The following is a 16,925-nucleotide window of genomic DNA, read 5'->3' on the forward strand; positions in this document are numbered from 1 at the left end:
TCTAGACTGGGCGCATGGTCGCATTCACCAAAGGACACGGCACGGGCAACGATTTCGTGATCATCGCCGACCCCGACGGGGAGCTCGACCTCACCGCCGAGCAAGTGGCGGTGCTCTGCGATCGGAATTTCGGGATCGGTGCCGACGGCGTTCTTCGGGTGGTCCGTTCTTCGGCGATCGACGTCGGCGCTGCCGCTCTCGCCGAGGAGCCGGATGCCGAATGGTTCATGGACTATCGCAACGCGGACGGATCCATTGCGGAGATGTGCGGCAACGGCATCCGCGTGTTCGCGCACTACCTGGTGCGATCGGGCCTCGCCTCGATCGAGCCCGGTTCGACGCTGCCGATCGGCACCCGTGCAGGTGTGCGTGACGTCACCCGCGGCGAAACCGGTTATCAGGTGGATCTCGGTCGCTGGCGACTCTCCGGTGACGATCCGCTCGTGAACGTGGAGGGCCTTGCGGTCACCCGACCGGGACTCGGGATCGACGTCGGCAACCCGCATGTCGTCGTCGCGATCGCTTCTGATCAGGAGCTCGCCACCCTCGAACTGCACCGCGCGCCCGTGCTGGAGCCCGCGCCGCCTGCGGGAGCGAATGTCGAGTTCGTGGTGCCAGGCGAACCGCTGGTACGCGACGGCATCGGGCACGTGCGGATGCGCGTCTTCGAGCGCGGTGTCGGTGAGACTCAGAGCTGCGGTACCGGGGTCGCGGCCACCGCCCTGGCCGTCAGGTACTGGGCGGGGGAGCAGGCGCCGGACAGCTGGCGTGTGGAGGTCCCAGGCGGGACCCTGGGTGTGCGGATGTTTGCAGCCGAGGACGGAGAGCATGTCGCGCTCTCCGGACCCGCCCAGCTCGTGTTCCGAGGAGAGATCGACCTGATCTGATGTCGCTTCCGGAGCACCTCGAACTGGTCATCTTCGACTGCGACGGGGTTTTGGTCGACAGCGAGCGTCTGTCGGTCGAGATCGACCGAGAGGTGTTGTCGGATCTCGGCTGGGAGTTGACGATCGAGGAGATCGTGCACCGGTTCGTCGGACGCTCGGCCGCCCACTTCCGCAGCGAGATCGAGGCCTATCTCGGGCGTGCTCTGCCGGATGATTGGGAAGCTCCCTATCAGCACCGTTACAGCGACGCTTTCGTGCGCGATCTTAAGGCGGTGCCTGGCGTTGTCACCGCTCTCGACGCGATCAGCGCACCGACGTGCGTCGCGTCGAGCGGTGCGCACGAGAAGATCCGAAGGACTCTCGGGCTGACCGGTCTGCTGCCCCGTTTCGATGGCAGGATTTTCAGTGCCGCGGAGGTGGAGAACGGCAAGCCTGCTCCGGACCTGTTCCTGCGCGCGGCCTCGTGCATGGGTGTGCCGCCGTCGCGTTGCGTCGTCATCGAGGACAGTCGGTTCGGCGTCGAGGCCGCGGGAGCGGCAGGCATGCACGCCTTCGGATACGCGGGTGGTCTGACGCCGGCCGAATGGTTGGCCGGTGAGGGCACGACGGTTTTCGAAGACATGGCGGAGTTGCCTGCGCTCCTCGGGATGACCGTGGGCGGATAAGCCCTGTTCTGCTACTCCGTGAGCAGGATCGGCTCGGTCGGGGGCGTGCCGTGCTTGCGCACCTTCAGGACGCGATAGCCCTTGCCCGTCGCGGTGCGGAACACGCTGTAGCCGGGCTGGAAGGTCGCGCCGATCCACCGCTGCAGCGAGTCTGCGCCGAGGTTGCGCTGCACGACGAGCCAGGCATCGCTTCTCTCATCGAGTCGCGGGATCCATCGCTCGAGGAGTCCGTGCAGTTCATCCTTGCCCACGCGGATCGGCGGGTTCGAGCGGATCGTGCGGAAAGTCACGCCCTCGGGAACATCGTCGGGCAGCGCGGCGTTGATGTTGGTGAGTCCCAGCGCCTTGGCGTTGCGACGCACGAGATCGAGAGCCCGCTCGTTCACGTCGACCGCCCACACGGTCGCGTGCGGGGCGGCGAGAGCCATCGACAAGCTGATGGGCCCCCACCCGCTGCCGAGGTCGAGGAGATCGCCTCCCGGCGGGACCGGAGGCATGTTGGCGAAGAGCACTGCGGTGCCGGCATCCAGTCGATCCGGGCTGAAAACGCCACCTGCGGTGGTGACATCCAGCTCTCGGCCTGCGAGCGTCACACGGATTGCACGCAGGTTCGCGGGGCTTGCCGGGGCCGCAGTGAAGTAGTGATCGGACCCCATACGGTGAGCGTACCGGACACCGAGGGCTAAGGTTAAGGCTCGAATCAAAGCTAGAGATTAGGAACTGATGACGCAGACCTCGACACCCTCCACCGGAGACGAGGCGCTGGACCGCGTACTCGCGAACGCCGAGAAGCACTCGGAGGTCCGCGTGTTCGGAGCGGCGCAGGCGCTGCAGGATGAATCGACGGCCGCGCACGCGGCAAGCGACGGCGCGCAGTGGGATCTCGAGGATCGCCATGCGCTGCGGCGTGTCGGCGGCCTCTCCACAGAGCTCCAGGACGTCACCGAGGTCGAGTATCGCCAGCTGCGCCTCGAGAACGTGGTGCTCGTGGGCGTGTATCCCCAGGGCGCTCAGGCGGACGCCGAGAACTCGCTGCGTGAACTCGCCGCCCTTGCCGAGACTGCCGGTGCCGTCGTTCTCGACGGAGTGCTGCAGCGGCGACCGCACCCGGACGCGGCGACGTATATCGGCCGTGGCAAGGCGCAGGAGCTGAAGGACATCGTCGCGGCCACCGGTGCCGACACGGTCATCGCCGACACCGAACTCGCCCCCAGCCAGCGCCGAGCGCTGGAAGACGTCGTCAAGGTCAAGGTCATCGACCGCACCACCGTGATCCTGGATATCTTCAGCCAGCACGCGAAGAGCCGCGAGGGCAAGGCGCAGGTCGAACTCGCCCAGCTCGAGTACCTGCTGCCGCGTCTGCGCGGTTGGGGTGATTCCATGAGCCGCCAGGCCGGTGGCCAGGTCGGCGCCGGTGGGGCGGGTATGGGCTCGCGCGGACCGGGTGAGACGAAGATCGAACTCGACCGCCGTCGCATCCGCACCAAGATGGCGCTGCTGCGTCGCCAGATCCGCGATTTCGGCCCTGCCCGCGAGGCGAAGCGCGCGGAGCGCAAGCGCAACACGATCCCATCGGTTGCGATCACCGGCTACACGAACGCCGGCAAGTCGAGTCTGCTCAACGCGCTGACCAGCGCCGGGGTGCTCGTCGAGAACGCTCTGTTCGCGACGCTCGATGCGACCGTGCGCCGCACCGAGACAGCCGACGGACGCGTCTACACGTTCACGGACACCGTCGGGTTCGTCCGCAATCTGCCGCATCAGCTGGTCGAGGCGTTCCGGTCGACCCTCGAAGAGGTCGGCGAAGCCGACGTCGTGCTGCACGTCGTCGACGGCTCGCACCCCGACCCCGCAGGTCAGCTGCAGACCGTGCGCGACGTGATGGGCGACATCGGTGCGCGCGACATCCCCGAGATCGTCGTCGTCAACAAGGCCGATCTTCTCAGCGAAGACGATCGTCTGGTCTTGCGTGGTCTCGAGCCGAACGCGCATTTCGTCTCCTCCCGCTCCGGGGAGGGCATCGAGGAGTTGCGCGCCGCCGTCGAGGAGGCACTGCCCAAGCCGGCCGTCGAGATCCATGCCGTCGTGCCGTACGACCGCGGAGACCTCGTCGCAGCCATCCACGAGACCGGGATGCTGTTGTCGGCGGAGCACGGCGAGCACGGCACTGTCGTGCACGCGCACGTCTCAGAGCGGCTGGCCGCTGAGCTCGCTCCGTTCATGCGCTGAATCCACGGGTACGCAGCGGCGGCTCAGCGGGCGATGAAACGCGCTTCGACGGTTGCCGAGACGATGATCTCTTCCGGCTCGTATTCCATCGACGCGCCGGAGTCGGCCGCCGCGAAGGCGGCGCCGCGCATCTTCATCGCCGGGGGGGGCAGCGGCCTCGGCGCGAGCCATCAGACCGACATCGGCGATCTCGAGCGGCGTGACCTCCGTCAATCCGAGAGCGCCGGCGTAGGCCTGGGCGCGAGCGACAGCGACGCCGACAGCCTCGGCGGCAACCTCTCGCTCGACACGGCCGCGCGTCTCCGGCGTCAGCTGCCAGTCGACCCAGCCGATCTCCACGCCGTCCCACGCCGAGACCTCGGAGACCCAGATCGACAGCTCGGATGCTTCGGCGAACGTGGCCGTGAGTGAAATGCTCCCGTAGAAGACGGGGGCGAGACGTTTGCCGTCGCTGTTCCACGGCCGCTCGGCGCGCACCGCAAGGCTCTTGCTCGTCCACTCCACCACGCTGTTCGCATTCTTGCGGTCGACGATGCTCGTGCGCACGGGTTCTGCGAGCCTCATCACGAGGTCGACGACGGGCGCGCGCTGCGCACCCTCGGCACGTACAGTGACGTGGATCGTGGCGCGTTCCGGCGCGATGCGCGCCTCGTTCTCGCCGCGGACGGTGATGGTGACGTCGGTCATGCTGCGACTCTACGCGACTGCTCCACGCCCGCGCGGAATAGCGTGGGGCGCGCTTTCGTTGTAGTCTGTGATGCTCCGGTGCATCGCATCCGGAGTTGAAAAATACACAGTGTGACAGCGGTCCCTTCGTAAGAAGGAACACGGGGCTGATCGGTTTCGACAGCGCCTGTGAATCCACGAGAAGCGGGCCGAGGATGCAGGGTTATCTCGTGAACGCTCCCTGCAAAACTATAAGTGCCGAAACCAAGCGCACTGACTTCGCCCTCGCTGCATAAGCGAGCCCGATAGTCCGTCAGGCCGTATGTGATTCCGATACGGATCCTGGCGTCATCTAGGAATCTTGCTGTATGACGGCGTCTGGACGTCATACGGGACTCTTCCCAGGCTGGGCTTGTCGACTTAGGTGTCTGTGACAAAGGTCGGAGCCGAGTAGAACGTCTGCACAGACTGCGCCCGGAGAAGGCGTGGAGACTCAGCGTTGGACGGGGGTTCGATTCCCCCCAGCTCCACCGAACCGCTGTCATACAGGAGAACCCCGACAACCGCGTGACCACGCGGATGCCGGGGTTTTCTGTGTTTGTAGGGGAAATGCACTCTCCAAGAACCGGAGACGGGGCGATCCCGACCTCAGGGGTTCGCGACGGAGGCAGCCAGCGTCCCCGTGGACGCAAGCGCCGCCTGCAGGGCGTTCGCGGTTTCCTCGAATGCGGTCTTGGTCTTCGCAGCACCGATCGCACCGCCCTTGAGGGCGCCGGCGGTCATATCGCGATTCAGGCGGGCGATGAGGCGCCCTTGAGCATCCTGCGCGTAGTCCACAGCGAAGGACACATGGAAGTTCTTCCCGGCCAGAGCGCCGATCCAGAGTGTCGCGGCCTTGCTGCCGCGCGCGGCGACGATCGTCGTCCCGTTCGGCAGCGCGTTCAGCGCGTACCCTTCCGCCCGCAGAGCAGCGGCGATCGTCGCCCTGGCGGCGGTGTGGTCGCCGTTGATGATGAAGTCGTGTGATGCCATGGGGGTCCTCAGGAAATGGGGGCGTGGTTCCGACGAAGCCTAGCCGCATCCCGAAACGTCAGCGGATCAGCCGGCCCACTCGATGAGGATCAGTCCCTGCCTCGTGTCAGCGAATTTCACCCAACCATCGCCGAAGAGGTAGGTCATGCCGTAACCGTCTTCGTCGGTACCCATCGAGTGCTCGGCATCCTCGGTGATGTACACGCCCTCCGATGAATCCTCGCGCTGCCACCCGTCGGCCAGCAGAGCAGCCTGCGCCTTGTCAGCGTCGGATGCGCTGATCTGGGACCATCCATAGAGCTGACCATGATCGGAGGCGACGGTGTAGTCCGCCCAGAAGCAGAGCAGCCCCTGCGGGAGGGGCACGCCTCCGATGTTGAACTCCTTGACCCCCGCGGTCCAACCTTCATCGGTGAGCGCCTCGACCGTGCCCTGCGAGACCATCGTCTCGCAGGTGGGAGCCGCGCTCGTGGCTGCAGGGGTCGGCGTGGTCACCGGTTCGGCGCTCGCCTCCGCGGCGGGCTCCGACGCCTTGGGCGTCGGGATCGTCCCGGTATCGGTCGGCGCGCCGGCGCACGCAGTGAGAACGAGCGCGAGGAGCAGCGCCGAGGCGGCGGCAGTAGAGATGCGGGGGATCATCGCTGGGCCCTGTCGTGTGTCTGGGGTGGAGTCAGTGCAGGAGGTCGAGGAAGGCATCGTGCAGGATGCCGTTACTGGCGAGTGTCGAACGGGCAGAGATCGTCTCGACGCCGTCGAACGACGTCATTCGGCCGCCGGCCTCGCGGACGATCGGGACCGCAGCGGCGATGTCGTATTCCTTCACATCGAACTCCGCGACCATCTCGAGACGTCCCTCGGCAAGGAGCATGTAGGCGAACACATCGCCGTATGCTCGGTCGCGCCAAGAGTGTTCGGCAAGCTTCAGAAGAGCGGGCAGTTGGCCGGCCTCGGCCCATTGCGTGATGCTCTGGAAGCTCACGCTCGCGTCGCTGATGGAAGACACGGATGACGCGCGGATCCTCCGCGGTGCGGCGTCGGTCGCGGTCCAGGATCCTCCGCCGGTCGACGCCCACCAGCGACGCCCGAGCGCGGGCATGCTGACGACACCGACCTGAGGGACGCCGTCGATGGCGAGCGCGATCATCGTGCCCCAGAGCGGGACCCCGCGCAGGAAGTTCGCCGTGCCGTCGATCGGATCGATGATCCACTGGCGGTGCGTGTCGCCCTGCGCGCCGAATTCCTCGCCGAAGATGCCATCCTCTGGGCGCTCGGCGGCCAGAATCTCGCGGAGGGCACGCTCCGTCGCGAGGTCGGCATCCGTGACGTGCGAATTGTCGGCTTTCGTCGAGATCTCGAGGTCGGCCGCATCGAAGCGCGGCAGCGACTGTGCGTCGGCAGCATCCGCCAGTCGGAGGGCGAGCTCGAGGTCGTCGCGGAGGTCGGCGGCAGCGGGGGAGGCGGTCACCTTCTCAGGATAGCCTTCCCATTCCGGGTCTCCGTCGGCGGGTCGGCCTCGATTTCGCATGGCGCCGATCGACTGGTAATGTAATTCCTCGGCCGGGGTCATCCCGGGCCACGCACCTCTAGCTCAATCGGCAGAGCAACTGACTCTTAATCAGTGGGTTCTCGGTTCAAGTCCGAGGGGGTGCACGGAATCGCCTCGAAGACTCTCGCCAGTCTTCGGGGCTTTTTCATTTTCCGAACCGAGCGCTGCGCTCAGGCGGGTGGAGCGCTCAGATCGAGCACCCATTCGTTGAAGGTGAGCTCGGCATCGCGGAACACGTCGGTGACGGTTCCCACGTGAGTGAAGCCGGCCTTGCGGCACACCGCATTGGACGGTCCGTTCGTCACGGACGGGAAGGCCGTGAGGAGACGTCGCTCGGAGCTGTGCTCGCGCATGACGTCGATGAGAAGCGCGAGGGCTGTGGACGCCACGCCGTGTCCTTGAGCCTCCGGCGTGACGAACCAGCCGGTCTCGAAGACGGCCTCGCCGTGCCAATCCGTCCGCCAGCATCCGATCGAGCCGAGCGGGCGATCGCCGTCGATGACCACGAACATCCATGCCTCACCCGACTCGCCGAGTCGGAGATAGCGCTCTTGCCGCGCGACCAGCTGCTCATCCGTTTCCGGGCCGTTGAGGTGCGCCGTCATCTCGGCGGTGTTGGCCAGGCGCAGCAGATCGAAGTCGTCGACAGACCAGCGGCGAAGAGACAGTTCATTCACGCGCCCAGGATGCCATGCGTCACCGACACGGTGCGATACCGTGAGCCTCGACATGAGGGGTGGGCAGATGGCGAACAGGATGACTCGCACGGTGCTGTCACTGGCAGCGGCCGCAGTGGTCGGCTTCGGGCTGGCGGGGTGCGCAGGCGCCGCTGAGAAGACCGTCGACTACACGGTGGACTCCGTGACTCTCGCACCGGGGGAGACGCTCGTCGTCGACTTCGGGGAGATCAATCCCTCGGTCGGAGATGCGTGGGTGATCACGCAGGAGCCGGATGCAGCGGTGCTCGGCCCCGGCGACGAAGAGACGCGCTACCTCGGCGAGGAGGGAATGACCGGTGCGCCTCTCGAGTTCTCGTACCGGTTCGCTCCGGTGGGCTCGGGAACCACCGTCATCGAGTTCGAGTACGAGTTCCGTGGCTCCGTGCCTGAGGAGACTTCGGACCAGAAGACGGCGAAGATCGCGGTCACGGTCAAGTGATCACGGCCCGCGTGCGTCCGGGCGGTCAGCCGGCGGCGACTTTCACGATCTGACCGTTCGTCATTCCGACGAGCTGAGCGAATGTCAGCGGCATCACGGTGTGCGGGGTGCCGCCCGCCGTCCAGATCTGCGGGTAGGCCTTGAGGGATCCGTCGATGAACGTGCGCAGCGGGGCCGGGTGGCCGACAGGGGCCACTCCGCCGATCGCCTGCCCGGTGACGTCGCGGACGATCGCGGCCGGCGCCATGTCGACGGCATCCGCTCCGACACTGTCGGCGAGCACAGCGAAGTCGACCCGATGCCGGCCGCTCGTCATGACGAGCACCGGCGCGCCGTCGACGACGAGCACGAGGCTGTTCGCGATCGCACCGACGTCACAGCCGATGGCGGCAGCGGCGGCCGCTGCGGTGCGGGCGGAATCCGGCAGGACGACCACGTTGGTGTCGACCCCTGCCGCCGCGAGATGCTCCTGCACGATGCGGCTCCGCGACGGAAGGGTCTGTTCAGCGGTCACGACGGCGTCCTTTCATCAGAAGTGTTCAGAGCCGCCGATCAAGCGGCATCTCCGATGAGAATAGCCTCCGCGTCCTCGAGTGCATCCTCGACGGGATCGTCGATGCGATTGAGCACTCGGCGACCGAAGAAGACGATGAGAGCGGCGAGCAGGATGGATGCTGCCGCGAACAGATACGGCACCGTGGCGTCGAAGGCGTGCCAGAGCAGTGCTGCCAGGGGAGGGGCAGCTGCTCCACCGAGGAACCGAACCGCGGAGTAGGCCGATGATGCCACGGAGCGCGGGAGATCCGTGGCCTCCATGACCGCTTCGGTCAGCACCGTGTTCATGATGCCGAGGAGGAGCCCGCCGACGATGATGCAGACAACCAGGGCAGCAGCGTTCGTGACGACCAGCCCAGCGGCGATGAGATCGAGGGCGAGCATCGGCAGCACCACGAGGATGATCCGCGTTCGCGGCATCCGGCGCATGAGAACCGGGGCCACCCACACACTCGTCACGGCGAGCGCGACGCCCCACCCGAAGAAGGTGAAGCCGATTCCCATTGCGCCGAAGCCCAGGGGGAAGGGCGAGAAGGCGAGCAGCACGAAGAACCCGATGTTGTAGAACAGCGCGGTGGCGGCCAGTACGGCGAGTGCCGGGTGGCCGAGGGCTTTGAACGGGGCCGTGAACGGTATCGGCTCGCGCGTCTCGGTCGGGCCGCGCAAGAGAGCGAGCACCGCGATGAACGCGATCGCCATCAGCGCGACGACGCCGAAGAACGGTCCACGCCAGCTCTGCTCGCCGAGCAGGCCGCCGATCAGGGGACCCACCGCGATGCCGAGGCCCAGGGCGGCCTCGTAGAGCACGATGGCCGCGCTGCTGCCGCCGGAAGCGGCACCGACGATCGTCGCGAGCGCTGTGGAGATGAAGAGCGCATTGCCGAGGCCCCAGCCGGCGCGGAAGCCGATCACGGCGTCGACGCTGCCGCTGAGCGCGCACAGCAGGGCGAAGACCACGATCAGACCGAGCCCGATCAGCAGCGTCGCTTTCGCGCCGATCCGGCTGGAGATCCAGCTGGTGACGAGCATCGCGAGACCCGTGACGAGCAGGTAGCTGGTGAAGAGCAGCTCGGTCTCCACAGGCGTCGCTTTCAGCGACTCGGCGATGGCCGGAAGGATCGGATCGACGAGGCCGATCCCCATGAAGGCGACGACGCACGCGAAGGCGACGGCCCAGACCTGCGCCGGCTGCTTCCAGACAGAGGGGGCGGGAGTGCTCACCGTGCTTCTCCTGTCTTCGCGCTGCCGATGTGCTCGGTCAAGATCTTCGCTGCCCGCATCAGGACACTCCAGTCGTCGTCGCCGAGATCAGCGAAGCGTGGGGCGAGTGTGTCCCGGAACTCCTCACGCCAGGACCGCAGCGCGGTCACGCCCTCGGCGGTGATGTCGACGACCACGGCTCGGGAATCGGCCGGGTCCGCTGAACGGCGCACGAGTCCTTCGCGTTCGAGACTGCCGAGCAGCCGGGTCATCCCCGGCTGCGTCGTGCGCGCTGCAGACGCGAGTTCGCCGACGCGCTGGCCGCCGCCCTGCTCGAGCCGGCTCAGGACGCGCCACTGGGCCGCTGGGGCCTCGTTCCCGGCGTCCTGTGCGGCGATCCGGGCGAGGGCGTGTGCGGAAAGCACGAGTGAGGGGATGATGTCGTCGCGATTCATACCATCCAGTATATATCAGGTGGTATGGAATGGCTTCAGCGTCGAGCGCCGGCGATCCGAGCGGAGAGCTGATGCGCGTGCGCGAGGAGGGTTCGCCCGAGATCGGCGATGCGGTCCGGGCCGAAGCGGAATCCGACCCCGGTGAGACTCAGCGCCCATTCCGGACGACCGGCGCGATCGAACACCGCAGCGCCGATGCCCCAGCTGCCCTCGACGATGAGGCCGGGGTTGATCGCGTAGCCGCGCTCCTTCGTCTCGGCGAGGCGAGTGCGCAACGGCTTCTGGCCGTGCGGACGCCCCCACTGCGACGCCAGGTCGGGATGGCGATCCAGATAGGCATCCACATCGTGGTCAGGGAGGAAGGCGAGGATCGCGAGTCCGGCGCTCGCGACGCCGAGGGGGAAACGCACCCCTTCGCTGAGCACGAACGAACGGATCGGGAACGAGCCCTCCTCGCGCAGCAGGCAGACCGTCTCGTCAGCACGTCGCACCGAGAAGAAGGCGCTCTCCTCGGTCTTCACGGCCAGTGACCGGACGATGTCCCTGGCCTGTGCGGTCACGTCGTAGCGTGCCGCAGCCACTGATCCCATGAGGAAGAGCTCGGGTCCCGGCATCCAGCGCGTACTCTCGCCGTCGCGGTCGACGAGGCCCTCCGCGCGCAGGGCGGTGAGAAGGCGGTGCGCGGTCGAGCGCGACAGGTCGGCTGACCGTGCGAGATCCTGCAGCGAGGCGCCGTCCGCACCGCTCGAGGTCACCAGACGCAGCAGCAGTGCCGCGCGAGCGATCGCCTGTGCACCGGGGACGATTCTCGAAGCCTGTTCCATAATGTGGACGCTATCTCCGACTTCGGCCACATCGCAAGACCCGGCTTCCCTCAGGCCGGTGCGAAGCGGATGCTGGAGGGAGGACACGATGCGAAGGAGTACGCGTGATCGACAAGCAATGGGCGTCCGCGACGGAAGCCGTCGCCGATATCTCTGACGGTGCATCGCTGGCGGTGGGCGGGTTCGGGCTCTCCGGCAACCCGATCGCCCTCATCGAGGCGCTTCTCGCCCAGGGGACGAAGGATCTCAGCGTCGTGAGCAACAACTGCGGCGTGGATGACTGGGGGCTCGGCGTTCTTCTCGCGGCGCACCGCATCCGCAAGATGACCTCGTCGTATGTGGGGGAGAACAAGGAGTTCGAGCGTCAGTTCCTCACGGGCGAGCTCGAGCTGGAACTGACCCCGCAGGGAACCCTGGCAGAGAAGCTGCGCGCCGGCGGCTCCGGGATCGCCGCGTTCTTCACGCAGACCGGAGTGGGCACGCAGGTCGCCGAGGGTGGTCTCCCGCAGCGGTACGACCCTGACGGCTCGATCGCCGTCGCCTCGCCGGCCAAGGACGTGCGCTCCTTCGACGTCCGGGGTGAGCAGCGCGAGTTCGTCCTCGAAGAGGCGATCACCACCGACTTCTCGCTCGTGCACGCCCTCGTCGGTGACCGTCACGGCAACCTCATCTTCAACAAAGCCGCCAGGAACTTCAATCCGCTGGCGGCGATGGCCGGGCGCGTCTGCATCGCGCAGGTCGAGCGACTCGTGGAGCCGGGCGAGCTCGACCCCGATCGTGTCCACCTCCCCGGAGTCTTCGTGCATCGCATCGTCGAGGTCGGCTCCGACATCCCCAAGCGCATTGAACGGCGCACTGTTGCGGTTGCCGCAGACGCCACGGAAGGAGCGTGAGATGACACTCACCCGAGACCAGATGGCCGCACGCGCTGCGGCCGAGCTGCAGGACGGCTCCTACGTCAATCTCGGCATCGGTCTGCCGACGCTCGTGCCGAACCATGTGCCCGACGGTGTCACCGTCGTGCTCCAGTCGGAGAACGGAATTCTGGGCGTCGGACCGTACCCGCGGGAGGACGCCGTCGACCCTGACCTCATCAACGCCGGGAAGGAGACCGTCACGGTTCTCGCGGGGTCCGCGTACTTCGATTCGGCGATGAGCTTCGGGATGATCCGCGGTGGAAAGATCGACGCCGCGATCCTCGGGGCGATGCAGGTGTCGGCCGCGGGAGACCTGGCGAACTGGATGATTCCGGGAAAGATGGTCAAGGGCCCCGGGGGAGCGATGGATCTCGTGCACGGTGCGGCCCGCGTCATCGTGCTGATGGAGCACGTCGCGAAGGACGGCTCTGCGAAGATCGTCGACGAGTGCTCGCTGCCGTTGACCGGACGCGGAGTGGTGGATCGGATCATCACCGATCTCGCCGTCATCGACGTGACGCCGGCCGGGCTCGTGCTGGTCGAGACGGCACCGGGTGTCACGGTCGACGAAGTGATCGCCGCGACCGAGCCGCAACTGATCGTGGCCGAAGCATTGAAGGAGCAGTCATGACTGAGAAGGAAATCGTCATCGTCGCAGCGGCCCGTACGCCGCAGGGGCGACTGAAGGGGCAGTTGGCGTCGTTCACCGCGCCGCAGCTCGGATCGTTCGCCATCCGCGGTGCGCTGGAGCAGGCCTCCGTGGATCCCGCCGAGGTCGACGCGGTCATCGTCGGGCAGGTGCTCGCCGCAGGTTCCGGGCAGAACGCCGCACGCCAGGCGGCCATCGGCGCCGGAATCGGGTGGGATGTGCCTGCGCACTCCGTGAACAAGGTCTGCCTGTCGGGTCTCACCGCGATCATCGACGCCGCGCGGATGATCCGCGTCGGGGATGCGACCGTAGTGGTCGCCGCCGGGATGGAGTCGATGACGAGGGCGCCGCACCTGCTGATGGGATCCCGCGACGGGTGGACCTACGGCAGCGTCGAGGTGCTCGACCACATGGCGTTCGACGGGCTCACCGACGCGTACGACAAGGAGAGCATGGGCGCATCGACCGAGCGGCACAACGCCCGTTACGAACTCACGCGCGAGGCTCAGGATGCGGTCGCTGCGCTGTCGCACCAGCGTGCCGCCTCGGCGCAGGAGGCGGGCGTCTTCGCGGATGAGATCGTCGAGATCTCCGTTCCGCAGCGGCGCGGGGAACCGCTACGGGTGACGAAGGACGAGGGCATTCGCCCGGACACCACGGCGGAATCGCTCGCCGGGCTGCGCGCGGCCTTTGCCGAGGGCGGATCGATCACCGCGGGGAACTCCTCGCAGATCTCCGACGGCGCGTCTGCTGTCATCGTCACCTCGCGCGCCAACGCGGAGGCGAAGGGCTGGCCGATCCTGGTGACCGTCGGAGCGAGCGGTCAGACCGCCGGTCCCGACAACTCCCTGCAGGCGCAGCCGGCGCGCGCGATCGAGCGGGCCTGCGAGAAGCAGGGCATCACCCCCGTCGATCTCGATCTCGTGGAGATCAACGAAGCTTTCGGTGCTGTTGTGGCGCGGTCGCAGAAGGAACTCGGCGTGGCCTCCGACATCGTCAACATCCACGGCGGTGGCATCGCCATCGGGCATCCGATCGGAGCATCCGGAAACCGGCTCGTCGTGCATGTCGCGCACGAACTGGCACGTCGGGGCAGCGGCACCGCTGCAGTGGGGCTGTGCGGCGGCGGCGGTCAGGGAGAGGCGCTGATCCTCACACGCTGAGCCGTGGTCAGCGGCGTCGGTCCTTGGCGTGCCCCTGGGCGTCGGCCATGGCCTTCTGCGAGCGGAACTGCAGTCGCTGCGCCTTCTTCGACTTCTTCACGGACTGGGGGGAGTCGGCGTCCACGAGAACACCGCGCCTTGCGCGGTTCATGTCGACCACGGCCCCGACCGCGAGTGCCATGGTGATGCCCCAGCTCAACCAGGAGAGCACGGCCCGCCAGGTGATGGGTTCCTCGCGCGTGCCGCGCAGGAGCGAGACGCCTGCCGAGATCGCGGCGATGAGTCCGGTGCTGAAGAGGTAGCGCATGCCCCTACGCTACCCGGCGTCGCCCCAGGCGGTGCCGAGCCTTGACAAGCCGTCCCGGATCCGCTCCGGTGCGTAGGTGGTGAATGAAAGGCGGAGAGCCCGACGATCCGCCGGACCGGCGAAGAACGGCGCGCCGGGCACGTAAGCCACGTCGTGCGTCAGCGCCGAGGCGAGCAAAGACGTGGCATCCAGCCCCTCAGGCAGCCGAGCCCAGACGAACATTCCACCGTCTGGCCGGTTCCAGGAGCTCCCGGCCGGCAGCGCGGACGGAAGCGCGTCGAGCATCGCATCGCGCCGTTCGGCGTAGGCGGAGCGGATTCGCTCCAGCGCGGCTTCGCCGCGACCGGAGTCCAGATAGTGAGCCGCAGCCGCCTGGTCGACCGTGGAGGTGTGCAGGTCGGCGGCCTGCTTGGCGATCGTGACCGTCGGTCGAACGTTGGCGGTCGTCCGGATCCAGCCGATGCGCAGGCCCGGCGCGATCACCTTCGAGAAGCTGCCGAGGCTGAGCACGTGGTCGGGAGCGAAAGCCGACAAAGACGGGAGGGGGTCGCCGGAGTAGCGCAACTGCTTGTACGGCTCGTCCTCGATGATCCGGAAGCCGTGCCGGATCGCCGTTTCGGCGATCCTCTCGCGCGCAGGGAACGCGTGGGTCCTCCCGGTCGGGTTCTGGAATGTCGGCACCGTGTAGAAGAACTTCGGAGAGTGTTCGGCGGCGAGGCGTTCCAGCGCGTCGAGGTCGAGTTCATCCCCGGCATACGGAACGCCGATGACATGAGCGCCGGCCAGCGCGAACGTCTGCAGGGCGGCGAGGTAGCAGGGCTCCTCCACCAGGATGCGATCGCCGGGATCGAGCAGCGCCGTGGCGAGCAGGCCGAGGCCCTGTTGCGATCCCGTGGTGATGATCAGATCGGATGCCGCAGTCTCCAGACCGTCGACGGTGTAGCGCCGAGCCACCTCTTCTCGCAGTGCGGGGTTGCCATCGGAGGGGGAGTACTGCAGCACGTTCGGCTGGCGCAGCACGTTGTCGAAGGAGTCGCGGATCCCGTCGAGGTCGAACAGTTCGGGAGCAGGAAGTCCGCCGGCGAAGGAGATGACCTCCGGCCGTTCGGTGAGCGCGAGAAGATCACGAACCGGTGAGGTCTTCGCCGAGGCCGCGCGCTGCGATCTTCCCGGCAGGGTGAGAATCCGGTCGGTGGTGTCCGCGGCTGACGTCATGTCGGTCTCTCCGTCCTGGGGCGTGTCGCCCAGGATAGCGGCGCCGCTCTCCGCACGCGGCCACTGTGTCGCGGTATCATGGAGTCGCCGCAATTCGACTGCGGCCGCACACCGTGTAACTACCGGCCGCCGGCATTCCGGCGGACAGCGGCGGCACCAGATCACCGCGTCCGTCGACGCGTGAGAGCCATGGCACAGACACACATCGCACCTCGGCAGAGCCTTCTCAAGCTCGCAGGTCTCCCGTATTTCCTGATCGCCTTCATCGCGCGGCTACCTTTCGCGATGATGGTGGTCGGCGTCCTCACCGTCGTCGTCGCCGCCCGCGGGTCGATCTCCCTCGGCGGACTCACGTCGGCATCCGTCGGGCTCGGAACGGCGTGCTTCGGGCCGTTCCTCGGCGCCGCCGCCGACCGGTTCGGGCAGCGAGTCGTCCTGCTGACCCTGGCGGTCGCGAACGGCACGATGCTGGTGCTGTTCACCGCCACCGTCTACAGCTCCGCCGCCGACGCACTCGTGCTGCTCACCGCCGTCGGGATCGGCGCGACCGCACCCCAGGTCGCGCCGATGTCGCGCTCGCGATTGGTCACGATGATCGCCGACCGGATGCCGCCAGCCCAGCGCGCCGGCACGCTCTCGGGGACGATGGCCTATGAATCGGCCGCGGATGAGACGGTGTTCGTGTTCGGCCCGTTCCTCGTCGGCGTCCTGGCCTCTGCCATCGCGCCGTGGGCTCCGTTGGTCGGAGCGGCAGCGCTCACCGTCCTGTTCGTCGGTGCGTTCGCGCTGCACCCGAGCGGTCGCCACGTCTCGCTGGACCGTGACGCGTCAGGGCGGGCGCCGTCTGCCGTCGCTGATCTGTTCCGTCCGCAACTGCTGGTGGTGGTGCTGGGCATCCTCGGTGTCGGGCTCTTCTTCGGCGCGATGCTCACGGCGCTCACGTCATTCATGGCTGATCGGGGTGCTCCGGAACAGGCTGGTCTTCTCTACGGCGTGATGGGCGTCGGGTCGGCGCTGCTCGCCCTCGGCGTCGCCTGGCTTCCGCCGTCGTTCTCGCTCCGCGCACGCTGGCTGGTGTTCTCCGGCATCCTGCTGGCCGGCTCGCTGCTGCTCGGATTCGTCGATTCCGCCGCGATGATGATGCTCGCATTGGCGATCATGGGCGTCGGTATCGGACCGACCCTCGTCACCCAATACAGCTTCGGCGCCGCACGCAGTCCGCTCGGACGTTCGGCGACCGTGATGACGATGCTCGGGTCCGGCGTCATCGTCGGACAGTCGATCGGCGCCGCGGTCACGGGCGCGATCGCCGAGAGCGTCGGCACGGCGCCCGCACTCGTGCTGCCGGTGGTCGCAGCGTCCATCGCATTCGCCGCGGGAGTAGTGAACTGGTTCCTCAGCCGCACCCGACCGCGCCGTCGTCGCGTCGCAGCCTGACGGGCGTGGCGTCGGAGGCT

20 protein-coding genes, 1 tRNA gene and 1 other RNA gene are annotated in these 16,925 nt (G+C 67.4%); 10 read left to right on the forward strand and 12 right to left on the reverse strand.

All coding sequences use genetic code 11. The features are described from left to right. The first annotated feature begins 14 nt into the window (after positions 1 to 14). Positions 15 to 887, forward strand: a complete 873-nt coding sequence (dapF, locus tag MRBLWH12_RS03680; RefSeq protein WP_363546237.1) for a diaminopimelate epimerase — start codon at positions 15 to 17, stop codon at positions 885 to 887. After that, positions 887 to 1,552 carry an HAD family hydrolase gene (locus MRBLWH12_RS03685; RefSeq protein ID WP_363546239.1) on the forward strand — a complete coding sequence of 222 codons (666 nt, stop codon included), beginning with the start codon at positions 887 to 889 and terminating at the stop codon, positions 1,550 to 1,552. Before dapF ends, MRBLWH12_RS03685 begins: the two co-directional genes overlap by 1 nt. Positions 1,553 to 1,563: 11 nt before the next feature. On the opposite strand, the gene MRBLWH12_RS03690 is transcribed toward MRBLWH12_RS03685, so the two are convergent. Further along, positions 1,564 to 2,208 (reverse strand): class I SAM-dependent methyltransferase, encoded by a 645-nt coding sequence (locus MRBLWH12_RS03690; protein WP_363546242.1) that lies wholly within the window; start codon positions 2,206 to 2,208, stop codon positions 1,564 to 1,566. Positions 2,209 to 2,275: 67 nt separating this feature from the next. Between MRBLWH12_RS03690 and hflX the strand changes: the two genes are divergently transcribed. Then, the gene (hflX, locus tag MRBLWH12_RS03695; protein ID WP_363546245.1) at positions 2,276 to 3,781 is read left to right on the forward strand and encodes a GTPase HflX; all 1,506 of its coding nucleotides are present in this window, start codon (positions 2,276 to 2,278) and stop codon (positions 3,779 to 3,781) included. Here hflX and MRBLWH12_RS03700 read toward each other — a convergent pair. Beyond that, a complete protein-coding gene (locus MRBLWH12_RS03700; RefSeq protein ID WP_363546247.1) occupies positions 3,740 to 4,468 on the reverse strand; it encodes an SIMPL domain-containing protein in 729 nt (242 codons plus the stop codon). The two genes, hflX and MRBLWH12_RS03700, sit on opposite strands and share 42 nt — an antisense overlap. A gap of 142 nt (positions 4,469 to 4,610) precedes the next feature. On the opposite strand from MRBLWH12_RS03700, the gene ssrA reads away from it, so the two are divergent. Continuing rightward, positions 4,611 to 4,980: a transfer-messenger RNA gene (gene ssrA, locus MRBLWH12_RS03705) on the forward strand. Positions 4,981 to 5,095: 115 nt separating this feature from the next. On the opposite strand, the gene MRBLWH12_RS03710 is transcribed toward ssrA, so the two are convergent. From MRBLWH12_RS03710 to MRBLWH12_RS03720, 3 genes are all read right to left on the reverse strand, one after another. After that, the gene (locus MRBLWH12_RS03710) at positions 5,096 to 5,479 is read right to left on the reverse strand and encodes a hypothetical protein (RefSeq protein ID WP_363546250.1); all 384 of its coding nucleotides are present in this window, start codon (positions 5,477 to 5,479) and stop codon (positions 5,096 to 5,098) included. Positions 5,480 to 5,545: 66 nt separating this feature from the next. Beyond that, positions 5,546 to 6,118, reverse strand: coding sequence for a hypothetical protein (locus MRBLWH12_RS03715; RefSeq protein WP_341975065.1), 573 nt, complete (start codon positions 6,116 to 6,118; stop codon positions 5,546 to 5,548). 31 nt (positions 6,119 to 6,149) lie between these two features. Next, positions 6,150 to 6,944 (reverse strand): inositol monophosphatase family protein, encoded by a 795-nt coding sequence (locus MRBLWH12_RS03720; protein ID WP_363546253.1) that lies wholly within the window; start codon positions 6,942 to 6,944, stop codon positions 6,150 to 6,152. 112 nt (positions 6,945 to 7,056) lie between these two features. Here MRBLWH12_RS03720 and MRBLWH12_RS03725 point away from each other — a divergent pair. Further along, a tRNA-Lys gene (locus MRBLWH12_RS03725) sits at positions 7,057 to 7,129 on the forward strand. A gap of 66 nt (positions 7,130 to 7,195) precedes the next feature. Here MRBLWH12_RS03725 and MRBLWH12_RS03730 read toward each other — a convergent pair. Continuing rightward, complete coding sequence (locus MRBLWH12_RS03730; RefSeq protein WP_363546256.1) at positions 7,196 to 7,702, reverse strand: GNAT family N-acetyltransferase; 507 nt, start codon at positions 7,700 to 7,702, stop codon at positions 7,196 to 7,198. Positions 7,703 to 7,769: 67 nt separating this feature from the next. Between MRBLWH12_RS03730 and MRBLWH12_RS03735 the strand changes: the two genes are divergently transcribed. Continuing rightward, the gene (locus MRBLWH12_RS03735) at positions 7,770 to 8,183 is read left to right on the forward strand and encodes a protease inhibitor I42 family protein (RefSeq protein ID WP_363546259.1); all 414 of its coding nucleotides are present in this window, start codon (positions 7,770 to 7,772) and stop codon (positions 8,181 to 8,183) included. 25 nt (positions 8,184 to 8,208) lie between these two features. Here MRBLWH12_RS03735 and MRBLWH12_RS03740 read toward each other — a convergent pair whose 3' ends face one another. Genes MRBLWH12_RS03740 through MRBLWH12_RS03755 form a run of 4 tightly spaced genes read right to left on the reverse strand, consistent with a single transcriptional unit; the run spans position 8,209 to position 11,217 of the window. Then, positions 8,209 to 8,697 (reverse strand): YbaK/EbsC family protein, encoded by a 489-nt coding sequence (locus MRBLWH12_RS03740; protein WP_363546261.1) that lies wholly within the window; start codon positions 8,695 to 8,697, stop codon positions 8,209 to 8,211. 38 nt (positions 8,698 to 8,735) lie between these two features. Further along, positions 8,736 to 9,959, reverse strand: a complete 1,224-nt coding sequence (locus tag MRBLWH12_RS03745) for an MFS transporter (protein ID WP_363546263.1) — start codon at positions 9,957 to 9,959, stop codon at positions 8,736 to 8,738. Beyond that, the gene (locus tag MRBLWH12_RS03750; RefSeq protein ID WP_363546264.1) at positions 9,956 to 10,393 is read right to left on the reverse strand and encodes a MarR family winged helix-turn-helix transcriptional regulator; all 438 of its coding nucleotides are present in this window, start codon (positions 10,391 to 10,393) and stop codon (positions 9,956 to 9,958) included. The genes MRBLWH12_RS03745 and MRBLWH12_RS03750 overlap by 4 nt, the downstream gene beginning before the upstream one ends. A gap of 35 nt (positions 10,394 to 10,428) precedes the next feature. Next, positions 10,429 to 11,217, reverse strand: coding sequence for an IclR family transcriptional regulator (locus MRBLWH12_RS03755; protein WP_363546266.1), 789 nt, complete (start codon positions 11,215 to 11,217; stop codon positions 10,429 to 10,431). 104 nt (positions 11,218 to 11,321) lie between these two features. Between MRBLWH12_RS03755 and MRBLWH12_RS03760 the strand changes: the two genes are divergently transcribed. Genes MRBLWH12_RS03760 through MRBLWH12_RS03770 form a run of 3 tightly spaced genes read left to right on the forward strand, consistent with a single transcriptional unit; the run spans position 11,322 to position 13,946 of the window. Then, positions 11,322 to 12,110 carry a CoA transferase subunit A gene (locus MRBLWH12_RS03760; RefSeq protein WP_363546268.1) on the forward strand — a complete coding sequence of 263 codons (789 nt, stop codon included), beginning with the start codon at positions 11,322 to 11,324 and terminating at the stop codon, positions 12,108 to 12,110. A gap of 1 nt (position 12,111) precedes the next feature. After that, positions 12,112 to 12,765 (forward strand): CoA transferase subunit B, encoded by a 654-nt coding sequence (locus MRBLWH12_RS03765; protein WP_363546270.1) that lies wholly within the window; start codon positions 12,112 to 12,114, stop codon positions 12,763 to 12,765. After that, a complete protein-coding gene (locus tag MRBLWH12_RS03770) occupies positions 12,762 to 13,946 on the forward strand; it encodes an acetyl-CoA C-acetyltransferase (protein ID WP_363546273.1) in 1,185 nt (394 codons plus the stop codon). Before MRBLWH12_RS03765 ends, MRBLWH12_RS03770 begins: the two co-directional genes overlap by 4 nt. Before the next feature lie 7 nt (positions 13,947 to 13,953). On the opposite strand, the gene MRBLWH12_RS03775 is transcribed toward MRBLWH12_RS03770, so the two are convergent. Then, the gene (locus MRBLWH12_RS03775; protein ID WP_341975054.1) at positions 13,954 to 14,253 is read right to left on the reverse strand and encodes a hypothetical protein; all 300 of its coding nucleotides are present in this window, start codon (positions 14,251 to 14,253) and stop codon (positions 13,954 to 13,956) included. 9 nt (positions 14,254 to 14,262) lie between these two features. After that, positions 14,263 to 15,468, reverse strand: a complete 1,206-nt coding sequence (locus MRBLWH12_RS03780) for a PLP-dependent aminotransferase family protein (protein WP_363546276.1) — start codon at positions 15,466 to 15,468, stop codon at positions 14,263 to 14,265. A gap of 189 nt (positions 15,469 to 15,657) precedes the next feature. Between MRBLWH12_RS03780 and MRBLWH12_RS03785 the strand changes: the two genes are divergently transcribed. Then, positions 15,658 to 16,905 carry an MFS transporter gene (locus MRBLWH12_RS03785; protein ID WP_363546279.1) on the forward strand — a complete coding sequence of 416 codons (1,248 nt, stop codon included), beginning with the start codon at positions 15,658 to 15,660 and terminating at the stop codon, positions 16,903 to 16,905. Positions 16,906 to 16,925: the final 20 nt, after the last annotated feature.

The sequence above is a fragment of the Microbacterium sp. LWH12-1.2 genome (assembly GCF_040675825.1).
GTDB lineage: Bacteria > Actinomycetota > Actinomycetes > Actinomycetales > Microbacteriaceae > Microbacterium.